This is a genomic window from Arthrobacter sp. UYCu511, assembly GCF_040547105.1.
In the GTDB taxonomy this organism is placed as follows: Bacteria; Actinomycetota; Actinomycetes; order Actinomycetales; family Micrococcaceae; genus Specibacter; species Specibacter psychrochitiniphilus.
Window position 1 is genome coordinate 14481 of record NZ_JBEPPB010000014.1, and the last position, 21512, is coordinate 35992.

At 59.2% G+C, this 21512-nt stretch carries 23 protein-coding genes; 16 read left to right on the forward strand and 7 right to left on the reverse strand.

What is annotated here, in order from left to right; all coding sequences use genetic code 11:
• The first annotated feature begins 30 nt into the window (after positions 1-30).
• The 4 genes from ABIB48_RS15960 (at position 31) to ABIB48_RS15975 (ending at position 2001) form a co-directional block, all read left to right on the forward strand.
• Entirely contained in the window at positions 31-402 is a 372-nt protein-coding gene (locus ABIB48_RS15960; protein WP_315914638.1) for a hypothetical protein, read from the forward strand.
• The gene (locus ABIB48_RS15965) at positions 399-998 is read left to right on the forward strand and encodes a DUF6286 domain-containing protein (protein WP_354213600.1); all 600 of its coding nucleotides are present in this window, start codon (positions 399-401) and stop codon (positions 996-998) included. The genes ABIB48_RS15960 and ABIB48_RS15965 overlap by 4 nt, the downstream gene beginning before the upstream one ends.
• A complete protein-coding gene (locus ABIB48_RS15970; RefSeq protein WP_315914467.1) occupies positions 995-1615 on the forward strand; it encodes a hypothetical protein in 621 nt (206 codons plus the stop codon). Before ABIB48_RS15965 ends, ABIB48_RS15970 begins: the two co-directional genes overlap by 4 nt.
• A 68-nt stretch (positions 1616-1683) precedes the next feature.
• Positions 1684-2001: a hypothetical protein gene (locus tag ABIB48_RS15975; RefSeq protein WP_211315106.1), complete on the forward strand. Its 318-nt coding sequence runs from the start codon at positions 1684-1686 to the stop codon at positions 1999-2001.
• A 159-nt stretch (positions 2002-2160) separates the two neighbouring features.
• On the opposite strand, the gene ABIB48_RS15980 is transcribed toward ABIB48_RS15975, so the two are convergent.
• Positions 2161-3900 (reverse strand): glycoside hydrolase family 13 protein, encoded by a 1740-nt coding sequence (locus ABIB48_RS15980; RefSeq protein ID WP_354213601.1) that lies wholly within the window; start codon positions 3898-3900, stop codon positions 2161-2163.
• Positions 3901-4046: 146 nt separating this feature from the next.
• Here ABIB48_RS15980 and ABIB48_RS15985 point away from each other — a divergent pair, with 146 nt between their 5' ends.
• The 5 genes from ABIB48_RS15985 (at position 4047) to ABIB48_RS16005 (ending at position 8686) form a co-directional block, all read left to right on the forward strand.
• The gene (locus ABIB48_RS15985) at positions 4047-5336 is read left to right on the forward strand and encodes an ABC transporter substrate-binding protein (protein WP_354213602.1); all 1290 of its coding nucleotides are present in this window, start codon (positions 4047-4049) and stop codon (positions 5334-5336) included.
• Positions 5337-5429: 93 nt separating this feature from the next.
• A complete protein-coding gene (locus ABIB48_RS15990) occupies positions 5430-6470 on the forward strand; it encodes a carbohydrate ABC transporter permease (RefSeq protein WP_110105870.1) in 1041 nt (346 codons plus the stop codon).
• Positions 6467-7357, forward strand: a complete 891-nt coding sequence (locus ABIB48_RS15995; RefSeq protein ID WP_110105871.1) for a carbohydrate ABC transporter permease — start codon at positions 6467-6469, stop codon at positions 7355-7357. Before ABIB48_RS15990 ends, ABIB48_RS15995 begins: the two co-directional genes overlap by 4 nt.
• Before the next feature lie 51 nt (positions 7358-7408).
• Positions 7409-7630 carry a hypothetical protein gene (locus tag ABIB48_RS16000; RefSeq protein WP_110105958.1) on the forward strand — a complete coding sequence of 74 codons (222 nt, stop codon included), beginning with the start codon at positions 7409-7411 and terminating at the stop codon, positions 7628-7630.
• Between the two features lie 42 nt (positions 7631-7672).
• On the forward strand, positions 7673-8686 hold the full coding sequence (locus ABIB48_RS16005; RefSeq protein ID WP_315914465.1) for a LacI family DNA-binding transcriptional regulator: 1014 nt from the start codon (positions 7673-7675) through the stop codon (positions 8684-8686).
• Positions 8687-8714: 28 nt separating this feature from the next.
• On the opposite strand, the gene ABIB48_RS16010 is transcribed toward ABIB48_RS16005, so the two are convergent.
• Both ABIB48_RS16010 and ABIB48_RS16015 read right to left on the reverse strand, forming a co-directional pair.
• Positions 8715-9557 (reverse strand): DUF8083 family protein, encoded by an 843-nt coding sequence (locus tag ABIB48_RS16010; RefSeq protein WP_315914464.1) that lies wholly within the window; start codon positions 9555-9557, stop codon positions 8715-8717.
• Between the two features lie 3 nt (positions 9558-9560).
• A complete protein-coding gene (locus ABIB48_RS16015; protein WP_110105874.1) occupies positions 9561-10364 on the reverse strand; it encodes an exodeoxyribonuclease III in 804 nt (267 codons plus the stop codon).
• Between the two features lie 568 nt (positions 10365-10932).
• Here ABIB48_RS16015 and ABIB48_RS16020 point away from each other — a divergent pair.
• The 3 genes from ABIB48_RS16020 to ABIB48_RS16030 all read left to right on the forward strand — a co-directional run bounded on the left by ABIB48_RS16020 (position 10933) and on the right by ABIB48_RS16030 (position 14058).
• Positions 10933-12237, forward strand: a complete 1305-nt coding sequence (locus tag ABIB48_RS16020) for a quaternary amine ABC transporter ATP-binding protein (RefSeq protein WP_110105959.1) — start codon at positions 10933-10935, stop codon at positions 12235-12237.
• Positions 12237-13091, forward strand: a complete 855-nt coding sequence (locus ABIB48_RS16025) for an ABC transporter permease (RefSeq protein ID WP_315914463.1) — start codon at positions 12237-12239, stop codon at positions 13089-13091. Before ABIB48_RS16020 ends, ABIB48_RS16025 begins: the two co-directional genes overlap by 1 nt.
• 73 nt (positions 13092-13164) lie before the next feature.
• Positions 13165-14058 carry a glycine betaine ABC transporter substrate-binding protein gene (locus tag ABIB48_RS16030; protein ID WP_354213603.1) on the forward strand — a complete coding sequence of 298 codons (894 nt, stop codon included), beginning with the start codon at positions 13165-13167 and terminating at the stop codon, positions 14056-14058.
• Positions 14059-14224: 166 nt separating this feature from the next.
• Here the strand turns inward: ABIB48_RS16030 and ABIB48_RS16035 are convergent, their stop codons facing one another.
• Positions 14225-15973: an AMP-binding protein gene (locus ABIB48_RS16035; protein WP_354213604.1), complete on the reverse strand. Its 1749-nt coding sequence runs from the start codon at positions 15971-15973 to the stop codon at positions 14225-14227.
• Positions 15974-16067: 94 nt separating this feature from the next.
• Complete coding sequence (gene nadE, locus ABIB48_RS16040) at positions 16068-16889, reverse strand: NAD(+) synthase (protein ID WP_110105878.1); 822 nt, start codon at positions 16887-16889, stop codon at positions 16068-16070.
• 62 nt (positions 16890-16951) lie between these two features.
• On the opposite strand from nadE, the gene pyrE reads away from it, so the two are divergent.
• On the forward strand, positions 16952-17518 hold the full coding sequence (gene pyrE, locus ABIB48_RS16045) for an orotate phosphoribosyltransferase (protein ID WP_354213605.1): 567 nt from the start codon (positions 16952-16954) through the stop codon (positions 17516-17518).
• Between the two features lie 156 nt (positions 17519-17674).
• The gene (locus ABIB48_RS16050) at positions 17675-18301 is read left to right on the forward strand and encodes a thymidine kinase (RefSeq protein WP_110105880.1); all 627 of its coding nucleotides are present in this window, start codon (positions 17675-17677) and stop codon (positions 18299-18301) included.
• Between the two features lie 18 nt (positions 18302-18319).
• On the opposite strand, the gene ABIB48_RS16055 is transcribed toward ABIB48_RS16050, so the two are convergent.
• A complete protein-coding gene (locus ABIB48_RS16055; protein WP_245932124.1) occupies positions 18320-18838 on the reverse strand; it encodes a GNAT family N-acetyltransferase in 519 nt (172 codons plus the stop codon).
• 263 nt (positions 18839-19101) lie between these two features.
• Here ABIB48_RS16055 and ABIB48_RS16060 point away from each other — a divergent pair, with 263 nt between their 5' ends.
• Positions 19102-19890, forward strand: a complete 789-nt coding sequence (locus ABIB48_RS16060) for a hypothetical protein (RefSeq protein WP_315914459.1) — start codon at positions 19102-19104, stop codon at positions 19888-19890.
• 15 nt (positions 19891-19905) lie between these two features.
• Here ABIB48_RS16060 and ABIB48_RS16065 read toward each other — a convergent pair whose 3' ends face one another.
• Positions 19906-20700, reverse strand: a complete 795-nt coding sequence (locus ABIB48_RS16065) for an HAD-IIA family hydrolase (protein ID WP_110105883.1) — start codon at positions 20698-20700, stop codon at positions 19906-19908.
• A 129-nt stretch (positions 20701-20829) separates the two neighbouring features.
• Between ABIB48_RS16065 and ABIB48_RS16070 the strand changes: the two genes are divergently transcribed.
• Positions 20830-21468, forward strand: coding sequence for a TrmH family RNA methyltransferase (locus ABIB48_RS16070; RefSeq protein ID WP_315914636.1), 639 nt, complete (start codon positions 20830-20832; stop codon positions 21466-21468).
• Positions 21469-21512: the final 44 nt, after the last annotated feature.

A 21512-nucleotide genomic window follows, 5' to 3' on the forward strand; every position in this document is an offset into this window, starting at 1 on the left:
TTGGACCCAGAGCAGTTGTCCCCAGAGCAGTTGACCCCGGAGCAGTTGACCCCGCGTGAGCTGGCCGGGCACAACCGCATCAGCACACAGGCGCTGACCTCCGTGGCGAAGGTGGCTGCCGCCCGTGTGCTGGCCGTCCCGGCGGCACAGGTGCGAGTGGGGTGGAATGATGAAGACGGCCTTTTAGCCTTGTCCATCTCCTCGGTCATCAGTGCGCCACCGCTTAGCGCTGTGAGCCGGGACGCCGCCCGTTTCCTGCCTGAGGGCAGTATTATTGCCCGAGCAACGGCAGCCAAAGCCAGGATTCAGTCCCAGGTTGAGTACCTGAGCGGCTCGCGTCTGAGCCGTGTGGATGTACGAATCTCGGGGCTCCTGATGCGCGAGGACGGGAGAGTTTCATGAGGGAACCGGTACAAGAACGAGCCGCGGGCTTCGCGCGGCACATTCTGCGCAGGGAGACCCATTCGCCGCGGTCCGCGGCCTCCTTTATCGCAGCGATTCTGGTGGCCGCGATAGCCCTCTATTGCATGCTGGAGACGGTACTTTCGGGGTTGGGTCAACCCACCTGGTTCATCAGTCCTGGCAGGGCGATGCAGTGGGTGGCAGATCTGCCCGGCGATGCCCCGCGGTTGTTGCTTGGAGCAGCTGGCGTGTTGTTGGCCCTTGTTGGCCTGATTTTCTTTTGCCATGGGGTGCTGCCCGGGCGGCGTGCCCGCCACGTGCTCAGGCATCCGCGGGTTGCCATTGTGGTGGACGATGAAGTGGTGGCTTCCGCCTTGGCCAAAACCGCGCGGATGAGCGCCGGGGTCACCCGTGAACAGGTCATGGTGGTTGTCTCCGCCCGCCAGGTTCAGGTGATTGTGCGTCCCACCTCAGGAATTCCCTTAATGGAGGAGCGCATTCAGGCTGCCGTGGAAGCCCGGCTAAATGCCATGTCCTTGGATCCCGTACCCTCGGTGAGCGTGAAACTGGCCGAAAGTGGAGTGGTGGGCGTATGAACGGCACACCGAGAGCGCTCAATAGGATCCTACTGACGCTGATTGGCCTGCTCCTGATCATTGCCGGGGCGGGTGTGCTCACCTTGGCCGCCGTCCCTGCAGCGGCCAGCTGGTGGCAGGACTATGCGCAGAGGCAGCTGGACTGGCTGCTCGGCGTAGAGGATCACACCAGGCTGCTGCTGACCTCGCAAAGCTGGATTTGGCTGGCGGTTGCTGCGGTCTTCTTGATAGTGGTGATTGTGATGGTCACGTGGATTGGCAACCAGGGCAAGGGCCGTGCCAGCACGTTGCTGGACTATCAGGGAAACCCGGACGACGACGGAGCCGCCGGAGCGGTGAGGCTCAGTTGCGCTGTGGCTGAGCAGGCGCTCAAAAGTGCCCTGCAAGAACGCACCGATCTGGTGGGCGTCACAGTGGCAAGTTATGACTTCCGCAAACAGACGGCCATAAAGATCCGCGTGTTACCCCGCCAAGGTGTTTCCCCTCATGTAGTGGCCAGTGATATTACAGATCTTGTGGCCGCCTTGGATAAGTTGCTGGGTTTTGAAGTCCCCATACTTCTCAGTATTGGCAGCGGGGCAAGGTCACGCTTCACCAAAGCCGAACGAGTCCGCTAGTCTCTGTTCAGCATTACCCTCCAGTATTTTTGCTGGGGGATCCGCAGCAAAGGATGAAGGACGGGACCATGACTGAGAACAAGGCAGGCAAGCACGTAGCTGACGCCGTTGAAAACGTGAAGGACCTTGCCGGTGATGCAGCTGACTTTGCCGGCGTCGCAGCGGAGAAGGCCAAAGACGTAGCAGCCGATGCCGTTGACAAGGCGAAGGACTTCGCTGGCGATGCTGGCGAGAACATCAAAGAATTCGCTGGCGATGCTGGTGAAAATATTAAGGACTTTGCTGAGGATGCCGGCGAGAATATCAAGGAGTTCGCTGAGGATGCCGTAGGGCATGCCAAGGGCCTGGGCGCCAAGATAGCTGGCATCTTCAAACACGACAAGTAGCTCGGCCGCTCCCTCGCCCCGGTTCAACCCAAGGCGAAAGAGTTAGTGCAAACAAGTTAGTGCAAAAAGGTTAGGGCGGCGGCCGGTTTTACCCCGCCGCCCTCACCCTTATCAGCCCTGGCCCGTCCGTCTAGAATTGCTCCGGCTGGAGAACTCCTGTTAGCTCTCCAGCCACACGGCGGAGTTCGGGGACAGCGCTCCGTTGAGCACAGCACTGGCCGAACTGGCCAGCAGCACGGACGCCCCGGCTGGCAGCGTGATAGGGACCTCGCCGACGTTGGCCACGACGCTGATGCCCCCGTTGGTATACGCCACAACACCCACGCCCGGATCATGCGCGGCGGCCCAGAGGTGTGTTCCCACACCCAAGGCATGCTGTTTTCGCAGTGCCAGCGCGGAACGGTAAAGCTCAAAAGTGGACTCGGCAACAGCAACTTGAATATCAGCTGCATAACGGGCAAAGGATTCGGGCTGCGGTAGCCACGGCTCTGCCACCGAAATGTTCGCCACCGACGTGCGCGCCCCGTCAGCCAGCGCCCCGGGACTGAAACCGAATCCGGGCCTGCTGGCATGCCATGGCAGGGGAACCCGGCAGCCATCCCTGCCGCGCTCGGTCCCGTTGGTCCGGAAGAAGGCCGGATCCTGGCGAACGGAGGCCGGCAAGGCAGTGTGTTCTGGAAGGCCCAGTTCTTCGCCCTGATAAATATATGCTGACCCCGGCAACGCCATCATCAGCAAGGTCGCTGCACGGGCACGGGCCAGCCCCAATTCCTCGTTGGGCTGCTCATCCTCGGCGCTGATCCCCTTGGGGAATGTGGTGGGATCACTCAGGCCGAACCGTGAAGGGTGGCGGACCGTGTCATGATTCGAGAGCACCCAGGTTGCCGGTGCGCCAACAGTGGCATTGGCTGCCAAGGAATTTTCGACCGCGGTCGCGATCCGCCCGGCATCCCAGCCCGCGAGCAGGAACTCAAAGTTGAAGGCCTGCTGCATCTCATCCTCACGTACATACAATGCCAGCCTCTCCGGCTGCTCAACCCAGGCTTCGGCAACTAACATGCGCTCACCGGTGTACTCCTTGAGCACACGGTTCCAGCTGCGGTAAATCTCATGTACACCGTCCTGGTCGAAGAACGGTGACGGCGGATTCATGGCTGAACTATGCTCGGCGGGATCCTGCGTGTTTTCCTCACCCGCAACCATGGCCGCCTGCCCATCCCAATCCGGCAGCCCCGGGGCTTTCACCATTCCATGCGCCACATCCACACGGAATCCATCCACGCCACGGTCAAGCCAGAACCGCAAAACAGATTCCATTTCGGTGTGCACCTGCGGGTTGTCCCAATTCAGGTCAGGCTGTTTGGTGTCAAAAAGGTGCAGATACCACTGCCCCGGCACGCCGTTGTCCATGATGCGGGTCCAGGCCGGGCCACCAAAAATTGACTGCCAGTTGTTGGGAGGAACGTTTCCATCCTTGCCCAGCCCGTCCCGGAACAAGTAGCGGTTGCGGGCCGGTGAACCTTCCGGGGATTCTAGCGCATCCTGGAACCACACGTGCTCATCCGAGGTGTGGTTGGGGACCAAATCCACAATAACCCGCAAATTCAAGCCATGGGCCTTGGCAAGCATGGCGTCGAAGTCGGCTAAATCGCCAAACCGCGGGTCCACCTGGCGGTAGTCGGCCACATCATATCCGGCGTCCGCCTGCGGTGAAAGGTAAAACGGTGAGAGCCAAATCGCATCGATTCCCAACCCAGCCAGATACTCCAATTTTCCGGAAATTCCGGGTAGATCGCCCATGCCGTCATTGTTTCCATCGGCAAAGGAACGCGGGTAGATCTGATAAATAACGGCGCTTGACCACCACGGCGTAGTAGCGGTTGCCTGAAAAACAGTCATGAGTTCTCCTTCGGTGACGAATTGCTAACAAATAATGTAAGCGCTTGCACTATCGCATTACATCCTACTAGTGTGATTCAGACCACTCAAACCCGGCCCCCTGGGGGTGTGCCAGGAACTCATCATTTGACACCAGGAGAATTGCGATGCCAAAGAAAATTTCCAGAATGCTGCTGCCGGTGGCCACCGCCGCAACATTTGCCCTTCTGCTTTCAGCCTGCAGTGGCGGGAGCGGAGGCGGTGGAGGCGGCGGCGGTGGAGCTGCCACTGAAAACCTTGACGGTCGCGGACCCATCACATACGTGCAGGGCAAGGACAATTCGGACGTGGTGCGCCCCCTCATTGAGAAGTGGAATGCGGCGCATCCGGATGAAAAGGTCACGTTCAAGGAACAGTCAGATAACGCAGACCAGCAGCATGATGATCTGGTGAAAAACTTTCAGGCAAAGAACGTCGATTACGATGTGGCCAGTGTTGATGTCATCTGGACCGCCGAATTTGCAGCCCAAGGCTGGTTGCAGCCGCTGAAGGACACCATGGCCGTCTCTACTGAAGGCATGCTGCCCGCCACGGTGAAGACCGGAACGTACCGGGATGTGTTGTACACACTGCCCCAGACTTCTGATGGCGGCATGCTCTACTACCGCAAGGATCTGGTTCCTACCCCGCCCAAGACTTGGGATGAAATGATGTCCATGTGCCCCATTGCCAAGGAGAAGGGCATTGACTGCTACGCCGGCCAGTTCGCGCAGTATGAAGGCCTGACGGTCAACGTCGCGGAAGCCATCAACAGCCAGGGCGGGACCATAGTTGGCAGTGACGGCAAAGCAACGGTGAACTCGGCCGAGGCCAAAGCCGGCCTGGGGAATCTCGTTGAAGCCTACAAGAGCGGCAATATTCCCAAGCAGGCACTGACTTATCAGGAAGAGCAAGGCCGGCAGTCGTTTGAGGACGGCAAGCTGATGTTCCTGCGGAACTGGCCGTATGTGTACAACCTGGCCAAAACCGATGGCTCCTCAACCGTGAAAGATACATTTGGGATTGCCCCGCTGCCCGGCAAGGATGGGCCCGGTGCCTCAACCCTTGGGGGTCACAACCTAGGCGTCAGTGTCTACTCGAAGAACAAGGCTACGGCCAAGGACTTCCTGGCATTCATGACCAGTGAGGAGACACAGAAGTTCTACTCCACTCAAGGAACTCTTGCGCCGGTGCTTGAATCCCTCTACACGGACCCCACGCTGGTGGAAAAGCTGCCGTACCTGCCCGTGCTCCTGACCTCCATCCAGAACGCTGTCCCGCGCCCGGTGACCCCGTTCTATCCTGCCGTCACACAGGCCATTCAGCAGAACAGCTTCGCGGCCCTGCAAGGCACCAAGACCGTGGACCAGGCTTTGACTGACATGGAAGCAGCTATCAACACCACTGTGTCGAAGTAGTGCAGCGCGGCCCGGCAGAGATCAGCCCTGCCGGGCCGCCGCCCTCCTTGCCCGCGGGCGGTAATTTCATCAAGCACGAAGAAAGGAGCGGCCATGTCGGCACAAGCAGGCCCTGACGCCAAACACGGCAGCGCAAACTCCGCCCGCGGAGGCAACAAAGGAATTAAAGAGGTGGGGGCTGACCGCAAGGAAAAGACCCAGGGACGCTCGGCAACGCTGCTGATTGTGCCCACCATGGTTGTTCTTGCCGTTGTGATTTTGTACCCGGTGATCAACGCCATCATCATGTCATTGGAACATGATCAGGGGCTCGATCCTGTCACGGGAACATTCGTGGCCGGAGGCTTTGCAGGATTATCAAACTACGCCCACTGGTTGTTCCAACAATGCACTGACCCCAGCGGTGCCACCGTCAGCTGTCCGCCAGGCACGCTGGGAGCCCAGTTCTGGGGGGCCACCGGGGTGACCTTCTTCTTTACCGTGGTGACGGTCTTCTTTGAAACCATTCTCGGTTTCTGGATGGCACTGATCATGGCCAGGGCATTTAGGGGACGCAGCGTCCTCCGCGCAGCTGTTCTAGTTCCCTGGGCAATCCCCACTGCCGTGACAGCTAAACTCTGGTTCTTCATCTTCGCCTTTGATGGCATTGTCAACACAGTCTTGAACACCTCCATCTTGTGGACCGGTAGTGAGGGCCCGGCACGGGCGGCCATTATTATTGCCGATGTCTGGAAGACCACGCCGTTCATGGCCCTGCTCATTTTGGCGGGGCTGCAAATGATCCCGGCAGACATCTACGAAGCGGCAAAGGTTGACGGTGCCTCCACGTGGCAGCGCTTCAAACTCATCACCTTGCCACTGGTGAAGCCCGCCTTGATGGTGGCAATCCTGTTCCGTGTCCTTGATGCGCTGCGTATGTACGATCTTCCGGCCATCATGACAGGCGGTGCCAACGGCACCACCACGCTTTCCATCTTGGTGGTCAATCAGATCCGGATCGGGTTCAACTCGGCGGCAGCCCTGTCCACCATCACCTTCTTGATCATCTTCATCGTGGCCTTCATCTTTGTGCGGTTCTTGGGAGCCAACGCCGTTGAATCCGCTAGCGGCGGGGCAAAGGGGAAAATCAAATGAGCACATTGACGCAAACCTCAACAGAACACGCGGCGGCCGCTAAGAATGTTGCGCTGCGGCGCAACCGCTGGGCCAGTTCGCGGACTTACATCAGCGCGGCCATCATTGTGATCTGGTGCCTGCTGCCGTTCTACTGGATGGTTGTCACGGCATTCCGCGATGTTGGCTACACCTTTGACCCAACCCCTTTCTTCACCCACGTCACGTTGGATAACTTCGCCACGGCCTTCTCCTCGGAAATGGGTAACCATTTGGACCGGGCGTTGTTGAACTCCCTGTTCATTTCAGGGGTCACCACCGTGGTGGCACTGCTTTTCGGCATATTTGCCGCCTATGCGCTGGCCAGGCTGAACTTCCGTGGGAAGTTTCTGGTGCTGGGACTCATTCTGGGAGCCTCCATGTTCCCTGGTGTGGCCATTGTTACCCCGCTGTTTCAGCTTTTTACCAACATCAACTGGGTAGGCACCTACCAGGCAATGATCATTCCCAATATCTCCTTTGTGCTTCCCCTGACGGTTTACACCCTGACCTCATTCTTCCGTGAGATGCCGTGGGAGTTGGAAGAAGCAGCCCGCATTGACGGGTGCACGGCCGGGCAGGCCTTCCGCAAGGTGATTATGCCGCTGGCAGCACCTGCCGTATTCACAACAGCTATTTTGGCTTTCATTGCCGCCTGGAATGAGTACCTGATTGCCAGCATCCTCTCCAACGATGCAACGCAGACGGTAACGGTAGCTATTGCCAGTTTTGCCGGTTCTCAGCCGCATCAGGAACCCTATACGGCCGTCATGGCCGCCGGAACAGTGGTCACGATCCCACTGGTGGTGCTGGTGTTGATCTTCCAGCGCAAGATCGTTTCCGGACTCACCGCTGGGGCGGTGAAGTAGGCCGTGGCGCGCAACCAGCGCAAGCATGATGCCGGGACCAATGCCTTACACATCCCAACCAGTAAGCAGAAGAGCGCCGAGGATTTTGACATCATCATTGGGTTTCTCGGCTTTTGGGCCCTCGTGCTTTTCTCCGTCACCGTGTGGTTGGAGGTGACAGGGAAGCCCGCCCTGATTTGGGCGCTAGGATTGCTGCTGGTTTGCCTGGCGCTGTGGGGAATGCTCCGATTGCGCAGGAAGCTGCCTCAGAGGCGTGGGAGGCGACCCCGCTAGCTTCACAACGGCCAGCATGCAGTGTGAGAGGAAGGGCCTGAAATGAGCGTCAGCATTGAGGACGTCGCCAAACGCGCGGAAGTTTCCACAGCCACCGTCTCACGTGCGCTCCGCGGCCTGCCCAAGGTCAGCCCCGCCACACGGGAGAGAGTTCTGGCAGTGGCGGCCGAGCTTGGCTATGTGCCGTCGCCTTCAGCGACGGGGCTAGCCACCGGCCGGACCAGGACCGTCGGAGTGTTGATGCCCTTTGTTGACCGCTGGTATTTTGGGCACGCGCTAGAAGGTGTCGATCAAGAACTGCGCAGCAGAGGTTACAACCTGTTGCTCTTGAGCCTAGGTGGATACTTGCACGGCAATAAGCGCCGCTTCACCGAACAAATGGTGCGCAAACAAATAGACGGCCTTGTGGTGCTGTGCATGGGCTTGTCCCAGAGCGAGCTGGAAGAGTTAGCGAAAACACAAATGCCGGTGGTAGCGGTCGGCGGGCCGATCGAGGGCTGTGTTGGCGTCCACATTGACGATTTTGCCGCAGCAACAGCGGCCACCACTCATCTTATTGATTTGGGTCACCGCAAAATCGCCCACTTGCGCGGTGGCGTCAAGGATGAGATCAACTTTGTAGTACCGGGTCTGCGAGCTGAGGGATTCGCCGCAACAATGCGCAGCGCAGGGTTGGAATTACGTCCGGAATTCAGTGTTGCGGGAGACTTCACGGCAGCTCAGGGGGCCGCCGCCGCGGGCCGGATTTTCGATCTCCCAGGAGAAAAACCAACAGCAGTTTTCTGTGGGTCGGATGAAATGGCGCTGGGGCTCATGTTTGAGGCGCGGCGGCGCGGCATCCGTATTCCGGAAGACCTCTCTGTTGTGGGCATCGACAACCATGACTTCTCGGTGCTGGCCGGGCTCACCACCATCGCTCAGGATCCGGTGGAGCATGGGCGGCAGGCAGCGGCAATTTTGTTGGATGCGGTAGAGGGTAAGCCGGAGGCCATCACACAAAAATACATGCCCTTCCAGCTCCTGAAACGTGAATCAACTGCCCGCCTACCAAGCTGAGCGGACTCGTTAGCTCAATGAGAGCTGCTCAGTTGGCCCTGGCCAGCTGCCGCACCGGCATCCAACGGTTCGCCAGCCGGCGGTAGGCTGCAGCAGCACCGCCAATATCGCCGTCGGCCAGGCATTGCAGTCCCATGTTCACATCGGCGGGGGAATCATCCGGGTGCACCCGCTGAGCCACCGGACCGTAGTCCAACTCCACGGCTCCACCCTCATGGAAGCCGCTGAGCCACTGTAGCAGATCCGCAAGTTCCTCAAAAAGGTCAAGCTCAGGGGCCATGGTTGCCAGCATGCGCAGTGTTCTTTCCACTCTGCCCAAGGCAATGGAAAGGGGAACCTGAATCCGCACTGTCAGTACCCGGCCGTTGGACTCCACCACTTCCATGCGGTCATTGGCATAGACCAGGGTGAACCAGCTAAACGGGATTCCCCAGGTCGAATTACGGGTCTGCACAGGAAGCTCAAGATGCTCGGTTGCGGAGGCGTGTTCCAGTTGCCGAGTCCACTCCTCCTGCCGAAGGATCATGGCCGCCAGTGGTTCCATGCTTCCCGAGAAGAGCTCGGCGGCACTGGCTAGTGACCGGGCAACGAGCTGGTTGGGGGCGTACAGCAGCGGCATTCCGTCAGCCATACTGAGCACGCGCACCCGCTCTCCCGCCGGCGTCGGCAGCGGATTGGGGCTGCCCCGGCTCACACGCCCCAACGAATCCGCCAACTCCCCGGCATCAACACTGGTCCCATTTTGCCCCGGGACGTGTAATCCCTGCACAAAGGCGAATTCTGTGGCCGTATATGCCTCGCGGGGCAAGTAAACGCGCAGGGTGGAGATGAAGGGGAGTTGCACCCCGCCCAGATACAGCCCGCTACTCAACGCTCAGCCCAATTCCACAATGACGGGAGCATGGTCCGAGGCACCCTTGCCCTTGCGTTCTTCCCTATCAATCTCGGCGCCAGTTACGCGCGCCGCCAGGGCTGGGGAGGCCAGGACAAAGTCAATCCGCATGCCTTCCTTCTTGGGGAAGCGCAACTGGGTGTAGTCCCAGTACGTGTAGACGCCGGGGCCCGGGTGCAGGGGGCGGACCACATCGGTAAACCCGCCCGCTTCGAACGCCGAGAAAGCTGCCCGCTCAGGTTCGCTGACGTGAGTGAGGCCTTGGGTTCGGAAAAGCTCGATGTCCCAAACGTCCTCGTCTTGCGGGGCAATGTTGAAGTCTCCCATGAGGGCGATCTGGGCGTTGGGGTCTTCGGCGAGCCAGCCCGTGGCCTGGTTCTTGAGCGTTTCGAGCCACTGCAGCTTGTACGGCATGTGCTCGTCATCCAGGGCACGGCCATTGGGAACGTAGAGGCTCCAGATACGTACGCCATTGCAGGTGGCGGCAATGGCGCGTGCTTCTTGGACGGGATCCTTGCCGCCCTTGCCAAATTCTGGCTGGCCGGAGAAGGTCCGTTCCACATCCGTGAGACCAACGCGGGAGGCGATGGCCACTCCGTTCCACTGGCTGAAGCCAAAGTGAGCCACTTCGTAGCCGTTGTTTTCAAAGAGCTCCCACGGGAAGTTCTCGTCTTTGCATTTGGTTTCTTGAATAGCCAGCACATCGGCGTCGGTACGGCGCAGCCAGTCCTCGACACGGTCGGCACGGGCACGCAGGGAGTTCACATTCCAGGTAGCAATCTTCACTCCTCCAAGCTATCAAGTTAAGTAGTGCCGGGGCGCTGGACATTCCCGCCCCGCGGGCGAGAATTGTGAGCAGAGACACTGCCGTGGGTGCGATTATGTTGCCTAGAGTTACAAAGCTGTAACGCTTGCCTCGCCCCGCGGATGCGGCGTGGGGAGCGCTGGAAAGTACCGGGATGGTGGGCTAACGCGCGGAAATTATGCCTGTAGCGAAAGTGTCTTTGTTACCGTGGAGGCGAACCAGTAGACCGACAAGCCTGCGGGCAACTGCCACAATCCGCCCACGGTGATGACGAATCATCACCCCGGAGCGTGGCAGCCAGACACAGGCCGTCGAACTGGCGGTAGGGATAGCCTCCCGACTCTTGACCCTTGTGGCAAGACCGTCTTTCCTTGGAGCCCCGGCCGGGGCGTTCGGGGGAGCGAAGAGTTTGACGCGTAACAACGCCTGCAGCACGAGATCACCAATCGCGCTTGTTTAGATCACCCGCTCAAGCGGGCCCTAAACCTGCGTGTAGATGGATACTACGTGTACCAATCCACAGAAAAACTGACACCAGAGCAGGACTTCATGCCCGCAGCTGGGCACGAACCGGCCCAGCATGATGTTGCCTTGAAAGTAAGCAATGTTTATAAAGTTTTCGGAAAACGCCCCGCCGAAGTAATCAAGCGTCTTCGAGGGGGAAAGAAGCGTGCGGAGCTGACTGCGCTGGGAACAGCCGCCGTCATCGACGCTTCCTTTGAGGTAAAAAAGGGTGAGATCTTTGTGGTCATGGGCCTCTCCGGCTCCGGAAAGTCCACACTCATCCGTACCCTCAACGGGCTGTGGGCACCCACGGAGGGGTCCGTGGTGGTGGGCGGCACTGATATTTCAAAGATCAGTGAGAAGGAATTGCGCCGAGTTCGCCAGCAGAAGATCTCCATGGTGTTCCAGCACTTCGCTTTGATGCCGCACCGAACTGTTATGGAAAACGCCGCTTATGCTCTTGAAGTCCAGGGTGTGGCGAAGATTGAACGCCGGGCCCGTGCCGAAAAAATCCTCGCTTTAGTAGGTCTTGAAGGCTGGGGTGAAAAGTACCCCAGCGAACTCTCCGGTGGCATGCAGCAACGTGTTGGTCTGGCACGTGCCCTCTGCGCCGAGACTGACATTCTGCTCATGGATGAGGCGTTCTCCGCGCTTGACCCGCTGATCCGCCGCGAGATGCAAGAACAGCTGGTGCTGCTCCAATCCGAGTTGGAAAAGACCATCATCTTTATCACCCACGATCTCAACGAAGCCATGTTCTTAGGTGACCGGATCGCCGTCATGCGTGACGGGGAGATTGTCCAAATCGGCACCCCGGATGAGATCCTCACGAGCCCGGCCAATGATTACGTGGCCCAGTTTGTGCAGGATGTTGACAGGACCCGTGTGCTCACCGCCGGGGGTGTCATGGAGCCGCCACTGGCAGTGGTCAACTTATCCGGTGGGCCCCGCAATGCCTTGCGAACCATGCGTGATTTGCAGGTCTCGGCCGCCTTCGTGGTGGACCGCCGCCGTAATTATCTAGGCACCGTCCGGGACCGTGACGTGATGAAGCAGGTGGAGGCGCACAGTTCCGATCTGGGCGCCGTTGTCCGCAACAGCATTGAAGCGGTCAGCCCGGACACGGCGCTCAATGACCTCTTTGGTCGCGCCGTGGAGAGCCCCATCCCGCTTCCTGTGGTGGACGACGCCGGACGGTTGGTGGGTGCCTTGCCGCGAGTGACGCTGTTGGCTGCCTTGGGCAATGTGCCCTCCACCACGAGTGAATTTCCCATAGTGGATGTAGCTGTTGCTCCGCTGCCGGAACAAGTTGTCACCGACGCGCTGGCCAAGACTGAAGGAGACGCATAGTGGAACCGAAATTTAGGATCCCGCTGGGCGACTGGGTGGAAGTGGGCCTTGACTGGCTGACAAGCACCTTCGACGTTGTCTTTGACGCGATTCGCAGTATTTTTGTTGGCGCCTACGACGGCCTTGATTGGCTGCTGACGGCACCTCCCTTCTGGGCGATCATCATTATCTTTGCCGCGATTGCTTGGTGGGCGAGTGGCTGGAAGTTGGGTGTGGGCACAGCCATCAGCTTCGCCCTCATCGTTGGTGTGAACCAATGGGAGAACGCCATGGATACGTTGGCGTTGGTAACCATTGCCACCGTTGTTGCCGTGGTGATCAGTGTCCCGCTGGGCATTTGGGCGGCAAGCTCGGACAGGGCCTCCTCCATCATCCGTCCCGTGCTGGACTTCATGCAGACCATGCCCGCCATGGTGTACCTGATCCCTGCCTTGGTCATGTTCCGGGTGGGCGTGGTGCCGGGCATCATCGCCACCATCATTTTCGCCATGGCTCCGGGTGTCCGTTTCACGGAACTGGGCATCCGTGGCGTGGACAAGGAAGTAGTGGAGGCTGGGTACGCCTTCGGATCTAGCCCGTCACGGATCTTGCGCCAAATCCAGCTGCCCCTGGCCCGGCCCACCATTATGGCCGGCATCAATCAGGTCATCATGCTCTCGTTGTCCATGGTGGTCATTGCCGGCATGGTCGGCGCCGGTGGTCTGGGTGGGGACATCGTCGCCGCCTTGAATCGCATTGACGCAGGGTTGGGCTTCGAGGCGGGCATTGCCGTGGTCATTTTGGCAATCTTCCTGGACCGGGTGACGGCCAGCTTCGGTAAAAGCTCTTCGAGCGGACGTAGCAAGGAAGCGTAAAGCTTCCACACAACAAGTTTTGAACCAATCGGGTAGCCACTCTTGGAAGGGCTGCCAATGAAAGGAAAGAATCATGAAGAAGAAATTTCTAGGAACACTCGCCATTGCGGCAACACTGGCACTGGGTCTGTCCTCCTGTGGATCCGGCTCGGATGAAGTAGCCACCGTTGACAACGGTGACAAGCAGGATCTTAAGATTGTCGTGTTCAACGGCTGGGACGAAGGCGTAGCCGCATCCCAGCTGTGGAAGTCGATCCTCACCGAGAAGGGTTACAACGTCACGTTAGAAAATGCTGATGCGGCACCCGTTTACTCGGGTCTTTCCGCTGGTGACTATGACGTTGTGCTGGATACTTGGCTGCCCGTCACGCACAAGACTTACATCGAAGAGTACGGCGAGAAGATGGAAGACTTGGGTGCCTGGTACGACGATGCCAAGCTCACGATCGCCGTCAACGAGGACGCCCCCATTGACTCCCTCGAGGACTTGGCGGCCAATGCGGACAAGTTCGGCAACAAGATCATCGGCATTGAGCCCGGTGCGGGCCTGACGGAAGCAACCAGCAATGAGGTCATCCCCGGCTATGGGCTGGAGAAGATGGACTACATCACTTCATCCACCCCGGCCATGCTCTCCGAACTGAAGACCGCAACCACCAAGGGCGAGAACATTGTTCTCACCCTGTGGCGCCCGCACTGGGCCTACGACGCATTCCCGGTCAAGGACCTCGAGGATCCCAAGGGTACCCTCGGCGCGGCTGAAGGCATTCACAGCTTCTCACGCCTGGACTTCGACAAGGACTACCCTAAGCTCGATGGCTGGTTGAAGGACTTCAAGATGGACTCCGACACGCTGTCATCGCTGGAGAACGCCATGTTCAACGGTGTCGACACCGATGATTACACTGCGATCGTGGAGAAGTGGATCGGTGAAAACCAGGACTACGTTGACTCCCTGACCAAGTAGTCTCCCGCCCATTGGGATAGCCTCCCCGTCCCATCTGGACGCTATCCCACCAATGGTGTGATTTTTGGGAACGCTATCTCACTCAGTGCGATAGCGTTCCCGATTTTCCCGCCAAAGGTGGGATAGCGTCTTTTGCGGGTACGGGGGTTTGTGCGGTGTGGGGAAATTAGCTGAAGTCTGACTCCAAATATTCCCTTGCCAGCCCGTCCAGTGTTGGCTGCGTGCCGGCACCGTGGCGGGATTCCTCGTTCGCCCGCAGTTCCACCCGCCGGATCTTGCCGGAGATGGTCTTGGGCAGCTCCGAAAATTCCAGCCGACGGATGCGCTTGTAGGCTGGCAGATGCTCGCGGCAGTACGCGAAAATCTCCCGCGCCGTATCCTCACCCGGCTGATAAGCCGCTGTCAGTACAACATAGGCCTTGGGCACGTTCAGGCGTAGCGCGTCAGGGGAGGGCACCACGGCGGCCTCCGCCACGGCCGGATGTTCCAGCAGAACGCTCTCCAGCTCGAAGGGTGAGAGGCGGTAGTCGGAAGATTTGAACACGTCATCGCTGCGCCCCACATAGGTCAGGATGCCGTTCTCATCCCTACTGGCTACGTCCCCGGTGTGGTAATAACCGCCACGGAAGGCTTCGGCCGTTTTCTCCGGGTCGCCGTAGTAACCCTTGGTGAGCCCCACAGGGGCCGGGTTCAAGCGCAAGCACAGTTCGCCGTCGTCCGTTTCTTCTCCCGTGAAAAGGTCCAGCAGGACTACGTCATAACCCGGGAGCGGGCGGCCCATGGAACCAATTTTCACCGGCTGTCCGGGCGTGTTCGCAACCTGCACCGTGGTCTCGGTCTGGCCAAAGCCGTCACGGATCAGCTGACCCCAAGCCCGCTCAACCTGACCGATCACCTCGGCATTTAGCGGCTCGCCGGCTGAGACCACCTTGGTGGGCGGGTTTTTCAGAAGCGTGAGATCGGCCTGGATCAGCATCCGCCAGACGGTGGGCGGAGCACAAAAACTGGTGACGTGTTCCTTGTCCATTTGCGCCATGAGGGCGGCGGCATCAAAGCGTGAAAAGTTGTAAATGAAAACGCAGGCTTCGGCGATCCACGGGGTGAACACATTGGACCAGGCGTGCTTGGCCCAGCCCGGCGAGGCCACATTCAGGTGGACATCGCCTGGCTCAAGCCCGATCCAAAACATGGTGGACAGGTGTCCCACGGGGTAGGAGGTATGCGTATGCTCCACCAATTTTGCCTTGGACGTGGTGCCCGAGGTGAAGTACAGCAGCATGGTGTCATTGGCCAGCGTGGGCGCGTCCGGAGTGAAGGTTTCCTCTTCGGTGATGGAGGCCGCGTAATTGAGAACCGGGCGCCCTGCGGCAGCCATTGCGTGAGCACCAGTGTTGGCTGCGCCGCCTTCTAACCCAATCCCCACCAAGGTGTAATCACCTGGAACCTCGGCGAACTTCGCGGCGTCCTCCTCCCGCGCACCAACCCAGCGGGCCGCACCGCGCGCCACCCGGTCACGCAGATCCGCGGGGCCCATCATGGTGGTGGTCGGGATCATGACCACACCCAATTTGATGCAGGCCAGCATCAGCTCCCAAAGTTCAACCTGGTTTCCCAACATGATGATCATGTGGTCCCCGCGTTTGATGCCCCGCCCGCGGAGCCAGTTGGCCAACTGGTTGGAGCGGAGCGAGAGGTCCTTGAAGCTACGCCGCGTAGATGTGCCGTCCTGCTCAACAATGACCAGTGCCGGATTTTTTCCGGTGAGCGGGTCTGCGGCAATCTTGTCGATCCAGTCCAAGGCAAAGTTGAACTCGCTAAACTGGGGCCATTGAAATTCTCGTTGTGCCCGGGCATTATCCAGACGCATGTCCAGAAGCTTATTGCGGGCCGCTCGGAATTCCTCTGTGACGTTCATGGTGTCCACCTTTCGGCGCAGTTGCCGCTCTTGGTTACCTTGAATATACGCCGAGGAATTTAGGTCCAAGCCCTGTACGGGTATTCGCCCGCGGCTAGCGCCACCACGTATCGAGCAGTGACACCGGGGTAGTGCGCTTGTGCCGGCTCTGGAGGAAACGGCGCTCAATGCCCTCGGCGGCGGCTTCGCTGACTTCTTTGCCTTCCAGATAGTCATCAATATCGTCGTAAGTGATGCCCAGTTCATCCTCGTCGGTGCGTCCGGGGACGCCGTCGAGGAGATCAGCGGTTGGGACCTTGGCCCACAGTTGCTCCGGGGCGCCGAGTTCTTGCAACAGCGCACGGTTCTGGCGTTTGTTTAAGGTGTAGAGTGGCAGAATATCCGCACCGCCGTCCCCAAATTTTGTGAAGAATCCGGTGACGGATTCGGCGGCGTGATCGGTGCCGATGACCAGAAGGTTTTCCTCCCCGGCCAGCGCGTATTGGGCAATCATGCGGGAGCGGGCCTTGACGTTGCCCTTGTTGAAATCAGAAATTCCGCGCCCGGCGGTCTTAGCGAATTCTGCCTCAAAGCCGTCCACGGCAGGAGCAACATTGAACGTCCACTCCGTCTGGGCGTTGATGAACTTCATGGCCGCCTGCGCGTCATCTTCATCGTGCTGAACACCGTAGGGCAGGCGGACGGCAATGAAGTTGGCCTCCACGCCTTCTGCGGCCAGTTCTTCCACGGCCAGCTGTGCCAGCCGTCCGGCCAGCGTAGAGTCCAGCCCACCGCTGATGCCCAAAACATAGCCGCGGGTTCCTGTTGCTTTGAGATAGTCCTTGAGGAATTGCACCCGCCGCGTGATTTCCGCAGCAGGGTCAATGGCTGGCTGGACACCGAGTTCAGCAATGATCTGTCCTTGTAATTCGCGCATGAGCTAAGCGTAACCTGCACGTGTTTCGACGGTGTCCCGTGCGCCCAATTAGAATGGATCCCATGACCTCAACTCTTGCCGCTGACCGCGCCCGCCTGCTCGAACTCGTTAAGGAACTCGCCGTTGTCCACGGCAAGGTGATCCTCTCCTCCGGCAAGGAGGCCGATTACTACATTGATCTGCGCCGCATTACCCTCCATCACGAGGCTTCCCGACTCGCCGGGCGTGTCATGCTGGCCATGTTGGACGACGCCGGCATTGACTTTGAGACCGCCGGCGGCTTGACCATGGGCGCAGACCCCGTCGGCACGGCACTGATGCATGCAGCCGGAGATGCCGGCCGTGCCATCGATGCGTTTGTGGTCCGTAAGGCGCAGAAGTCCTACGGCATGGGCCGCCAGGTTGAAGGCCCCAGCGTTGACGGACGCAAGGTAGTGGTGTTGGAAGATACCTCCACCACCGGCGGATCCGCACTGGCCGCTGTTGAAGGCGTGCGCAAGGCCGGCGGCAACATCCAGGCCGTCGCCGTCATCGTGGACCGCGATACCGGAGCCAAAGAGCGTATCGAAGCAGAAGCCAACGTCCCGTACCTGTTCATCTTCGGCAAGGATGAGCTCGGCCTGAACTAGTCCCCACGCCCTCCCACTGCTCGCGGGCTCGCAGCGGGTCCCTCGGGCGCGTGGGCCCATCCACACTCTCCCACTGCTCGCGGGCTCGCAGCGGGTCCCTCGGGCGCGTGGGCCCATCCACACCCTCCCACTGCCTAACGATTTGGAAGGCTTGTTTTGTCGAAGTTGTATTTCCGTCACGGCGCCATGAATTCAGGCAAGTCCACCGGCTTGCTGCAGGCCGCGTTCAACTATGAAGAACGCGGCCAGCGGGTTCTGTTGGCCAAGCCTGGCGTGGACACGAAGGGTGAGAGCGCAATAGTCTCGCGCCTGGGGGTGAGTCGTGACGTTGACTTCGTCATCCCGCCTGGCACCGACGCACGGGAACTGTTCGCCAGCCACATGCGCGGTGACGATCCCGATGCGCTGCTCAAACACATGGACATGGCACCTGTCGCGTGCCTGTTGGTGGATGAGGCCCAGTTCCTTGACCCTGCCCAGGTGGATGACCTTTTCCGGATCGCCGTCCTGGACGGAGTCCCCGTGCTGGCCTACGGGCTGCGCACCGACTTCCGCACCAAGGCTTTCCCCGGCGCGGCGCGGCTGCTGGAAATTGCACACTCACTAGAAGAGCTCAAAACCATCTGCCGCTGTGGCCGGAAAGCCATGTTCAACACCCGCCGCGTGGGTGAAGATGTAGTGTTCGACGGCGACCAGGTCGCCATCGAGGGTGCCGAGGTTTGGTACGAATCGCTGTGCGGCAACTGCTATCTGGAACTCTCCGGCGGGCAGCTGGGCCGTTAGAGAACTGGGCTGCTAGGCCTAGTCCAGGATCTTTTGGAAGAGCTCGTGGTCTTGCCAGCGTCCGGCAATTTTCAGGTACTTCGGCGCCATCCCGAAACGGGTGAAGCCGTTCTTCGCTAGAACACGTTGCGAACCGGCATTGTGAAGCAAGGCTTCAGCCTGCAAACGGTGCAAGCCGAGGCTATTTCTGGCATGTTCGACGGCGTCTGCCACGGCTGCCGTGGCTAGGCCGGCACCGTTTTCGGTACGGGACACCCAATAGCCCAGACTCGCAGACTGGAGAGAGCCACGGACGATTCCGTTGATGTTCAAGAAACCGGCCAGCTGCCCTCCCTGATTCAGAATGAGTAACGGCACCCGGGTACCAGCTGCATGGGCTTCCAAGGCAGCCTCTGCCAGAGCTCGTTGTTTGGTCTCGGTGTGGAAATCTTTATCACGGAGCGGTTCCCACGGAGCTAAGAATTCCCGGTTTTCACTGCACAGTGCGGTCAGCTCCGGAACATCGCTGAGCTGCAACAATCTTGTTACGCGGTCCACGCTGGCCTCCCCTACTTGAAGTGCTTGGCCGTTTGCGACGTCTAAAACTAACGGCCCTACCAAGGGTAGTGCTGCGGAGCAACGATCTAGATTTGAGAGCCCGGTGAGAGAGTGTTTGTTGCCCGGCTGTCCTGCAGGCTTTTTGCAGATGAATAGTGGGTACCATCTGGGGTGAGTTCTCCCCATCGCGGAAATTTGATCCGGCCAATAGGCTCCTGGGAGGGCTGCAGTGCGCCCGGTTGGTTCAAATGAAAGAGTCTCACATGTCAGAGCAGCCTCCGTGGCCGGACTATCCCGCTCACGTCCCAGACCCCAACACGGGCCAGCAGTATCCGCAGTACGCACCCCAGCAACAGTATGCCCAGCCCTACTATGGGACGCCGCATTTCATACAGCCGGCACCCAAGAAGAAGCCAGCACTGCCTTGGATTCTGGCCGGTGGCGGGGTGCTCGCGCTGGCTGGCGTAATTGGCGCGGTGGTGCTGGTTTCCACTTTGCTAGGTGGCGGGGTCAAAGCGAACATGGTGGCGGCACCTGTAACGGGAGCCTCATTCCAATACCCAGAGGGCTGGCTCCGCACCGATGAAAACAAGACTGTCATCAATAGTGACGGGAGCCAGCCGGAGGAACGCTTCAGCGCCATTAACAAAGTCAAGGATGCCACAGCGCTAATGGTCTACGAGGGCGGCGCCCGGCCTGAAGCCGCCGTCACCCCAGAGAAGATCCATACTGCGATCGATCAAGGACTGGCGGGACAGCTTGCTGCATCCCCAGACGAGTTACTCTATTACCGCAGCACGGCGGGCTTTGGCTGCCTAGATGATTTCGGGTACACCAACGAGCCAGCCATTGTGGAGCGGGACGGCATGTATGGATACAGCTACGGTTACACCTGCCACAGTTACCAAGGCGATGTCACCGGAGAATACTTCGTTGCCTACGATTCCACGGGAGTCAGCCACCGCATGACGGTTGAAGCCAAATCCTCTGAATGGGCCAGCAGCAAACGTTTGCTACAGTCCATCACCGCATCACTGCACCCTGCTGCCTAAGAGACAGGAACAGAATTAAACGTGGGGGATTAGATCAGCTACCGAATTCATGGTTTGATCCGGACGGAACGGGTAGGCATCGATGTCTTCGGGTTGAGTGATTCCGCTGAACACCAGTACCGTGTGCAGTCCCGCTTCCATCCCCGCAATGATGTCGGTATCCATCCGGTCACCAATCATGGCGGTCGTCTCGGAATGCGCCTGAATCCGGTTCATGGCTGAACGGAACATCATGGGATTCGGCTTACCCACAATATAAGGTTCACGGCCGGTGGCCTTGGTGATCAGTGCTGCCACGGCGCCGGTGGCCGGCATGGGACCCTCTTTGGAGGGGCCGGTAGCATCCGGGTTGGTGCAGATGAAACGGGCACCGTCACCAATGAGCCGGATCGCCTGGGTGATGGCTTCGAAGGAGTAGGTGCGGGTTTCACCGAGCACCACGTAGTCAGGTTTCTGGTCGGTGAGGATAAAACCAGCCTCATGCAATGCCGTGGTCAACCCGGCTTCACCAATCACAAAGGCGCGCCCATGCGGCATTTGAGATTTCAAAAATTGGGCCGTGGCCAGCGCAGATGTCCACAGGTTTTCCTCGGGGATATCCAGTCCTGACGCTTTCAGCCGGGCTGCAAGATCGCGCGGGGTGAAGATGGAGTTGTTTGTTAGCACCAAGAAGCGTTTGGAGGTATCCACCCAGCGCTGAATCAACTCAGCGGCACCGGGTACAGCCTTGTTCTCGTGGACTAAAACGCCGTCCATGTCGGTAAGCCAGCATTCAATATCGGCAGGCTGGCGTGAAGATTGCTGTGTCATGAGGCTCCTTGGGCGTGGATTTAGGATTCCAGTCTTGCAGAGAATGGCCCCGTTGCATTGATGCCGGGCACATGTGCGTAAAGTTGAACGGTGAGTAAAACCGGTGAAACCCCTGCCCCAGATGATGCTTTGAGCCCCGAGCATCCGGAATTGCACCATGAAGTCGGTCTTGGTCCGTGGGAGGGGCCGCTACCTGAAGGGGACCAGTGGGACCCTGAACTCCTGGCCAACGGGGACCGGCGCAACGTTCTGGACGAGTACCGGTACTGGTCTATGGAAGCCATTGTGGCCGAGCTGGACACCCGCCGCCACGACTTCCATGTGGCCATTGAAAACTGGCAGCATGACATGAACATTGGCACCGTAGTGCGCACCGCAAATGCGTTCCTGGCCAAGGAAGTGCACATTATTGGAAGGCGGCGGTGGAATAAGCGTGGCGCAATGGTCACCGACCGCTACCAGCACGTCCGCCACCACCCCACCGTTGAGGACTTTGTTTCGTGGGCACAGCGTGAGGGTTTGGTGATCATTGGCATCGATATTTTCCCGGACTCCGAACAGCTGGAAACCTATGAACTGCCCAAGAACTGCGTTTTTGTTTTTGGCCAGGAAGGCCCCGGGCTAAGTGATGAGGTGCACGCCGCTGCACAAACCACCCTGTCCATTGAACAGTTCGGCTCCACCCGCTCCATCAACGCAGCCTCGGCCGCCGGCATTGCCATGCACGCATGGATTCGCAGGCACGTCTTCAACCAGCATGTGCTTTAAATAAAAGATTCATAGCTTCTTCCCAGACTCTAGTCAGCCAAAAA

What these genes read in the sequence shown, in the direction of transcription:
- nadE (WP_110105878.1), bottom strand. Translation starts at nt 16,889, where the DNA reads ATGCGCGAATTACAAGGACAGATCATTGCTGAACTCGGTGTCCAGCCA.
- ABIB48_RS16035 (WP_354213604.1), bottom strand. Translation starts at nt 15,973, where the DNA reads ATGAACGTCACAGAGGAATTCCGAGCGGCCCGCAATAAGCTTCTGGAC.
- ABIB48_RS15990 (WP_110105870.1), top strand. Translation starts at nt 5,430, where the DNA reads ATGTCGGCACAAGCAGGCCCTGACGCCAAACACGGCAGCGCAAACTCC.
- ABIB48_RS16020 (WP_110105959.1), top strand. Translation starts at nt 10,933, where the DNA reads ATGCCCGCAGCTGGGCACGAACCGGCCCAGCATGATGTTGCCTTGAAA.
- ABIB48_RS15975 (WP_211315106.1), top strand. Translation starts at nt 1,684, where the DNA reads ATGACTGAGAACAAGGCAGGCAAGCACGTAGCTGACGCCGTTGAAAAC.
- ABIB48_RS15995 (WP_110105871.1), top strand. Translation starts at nt 6,467, where the DNA reads ATGAGCACATTGACGCAAACCTCAACAGAACACGCGGCGGCCGCTAAG.
- ABIB48_RS16060 (WP_315914459.1), top strand. Translation starts at nt 19,102, where the DNA reads ATGTCAGAGCAGCCTCCGTGGCCGGACTATCCCGCTCACGTCCCAGAC.
- ABIB48_RS16005 (WP_315914465.1), top strand. Translation starts at nt 7,673, where the DNA reads ATGAGCGTCAGCATTGAGGACGTCGCCAAACGCGCGGAAGTTTCCACA.
- ABIB48_RS16030 (WP_354213603.1), top strand. Translation starts at nt 13,165, where the DNA reads ATGAAGAAGAAATTTCTAGGAACACTCGCCATTGCGGCAACACTGGCA.
- ABIB48_RS15985 (WP_354213602.1), top strand. Translation starts at nt 4,047, where the DNA reads ATGCCAAAGAAAATTTCCAGAATGCTGCTGCCGGTGGCCACCGCCGCA.
- ABIB48_RS16065 (WP_110105883.1), bottom strand. Translation starts at nt 20,700, where the DNA reads ATGACACAGCAATCTTCACGCCAGCCTGCCGATATTGAATGCTGGCTT.
- ABIB48_RS15980 (WP_354213601.1), bottom strand. Translation starts at nt 3,900, where the DNA reads ATGACTGTTTTTCAGGCAACCGCTACTACGCCGTGGTGGTCAAGCGCC.
- ABIB48_RS15970 (WP_315914467.1), top strand. Translation starts at nt 995, where the DNA reads ATGAACGGCACACCGAGAGCGCTCAATAGGATCCTACTGACGCTGATT.
- pyrE (WP_354213605.1), top strand. Translation starts at nt 16,952, where the DNA reads ATGACCTCAACTCTTGCCGCTGACCGCGCCCGCCTGCTCGAACTCGTT.
- ABIB48_RS15965 (WP_354213600.1), top strand. Translation starts at nt 399, where the DNA reads ATGAGGGAACCGGTACAAGAACGAGCCGCGGGCTTCGCGCGGCACATT.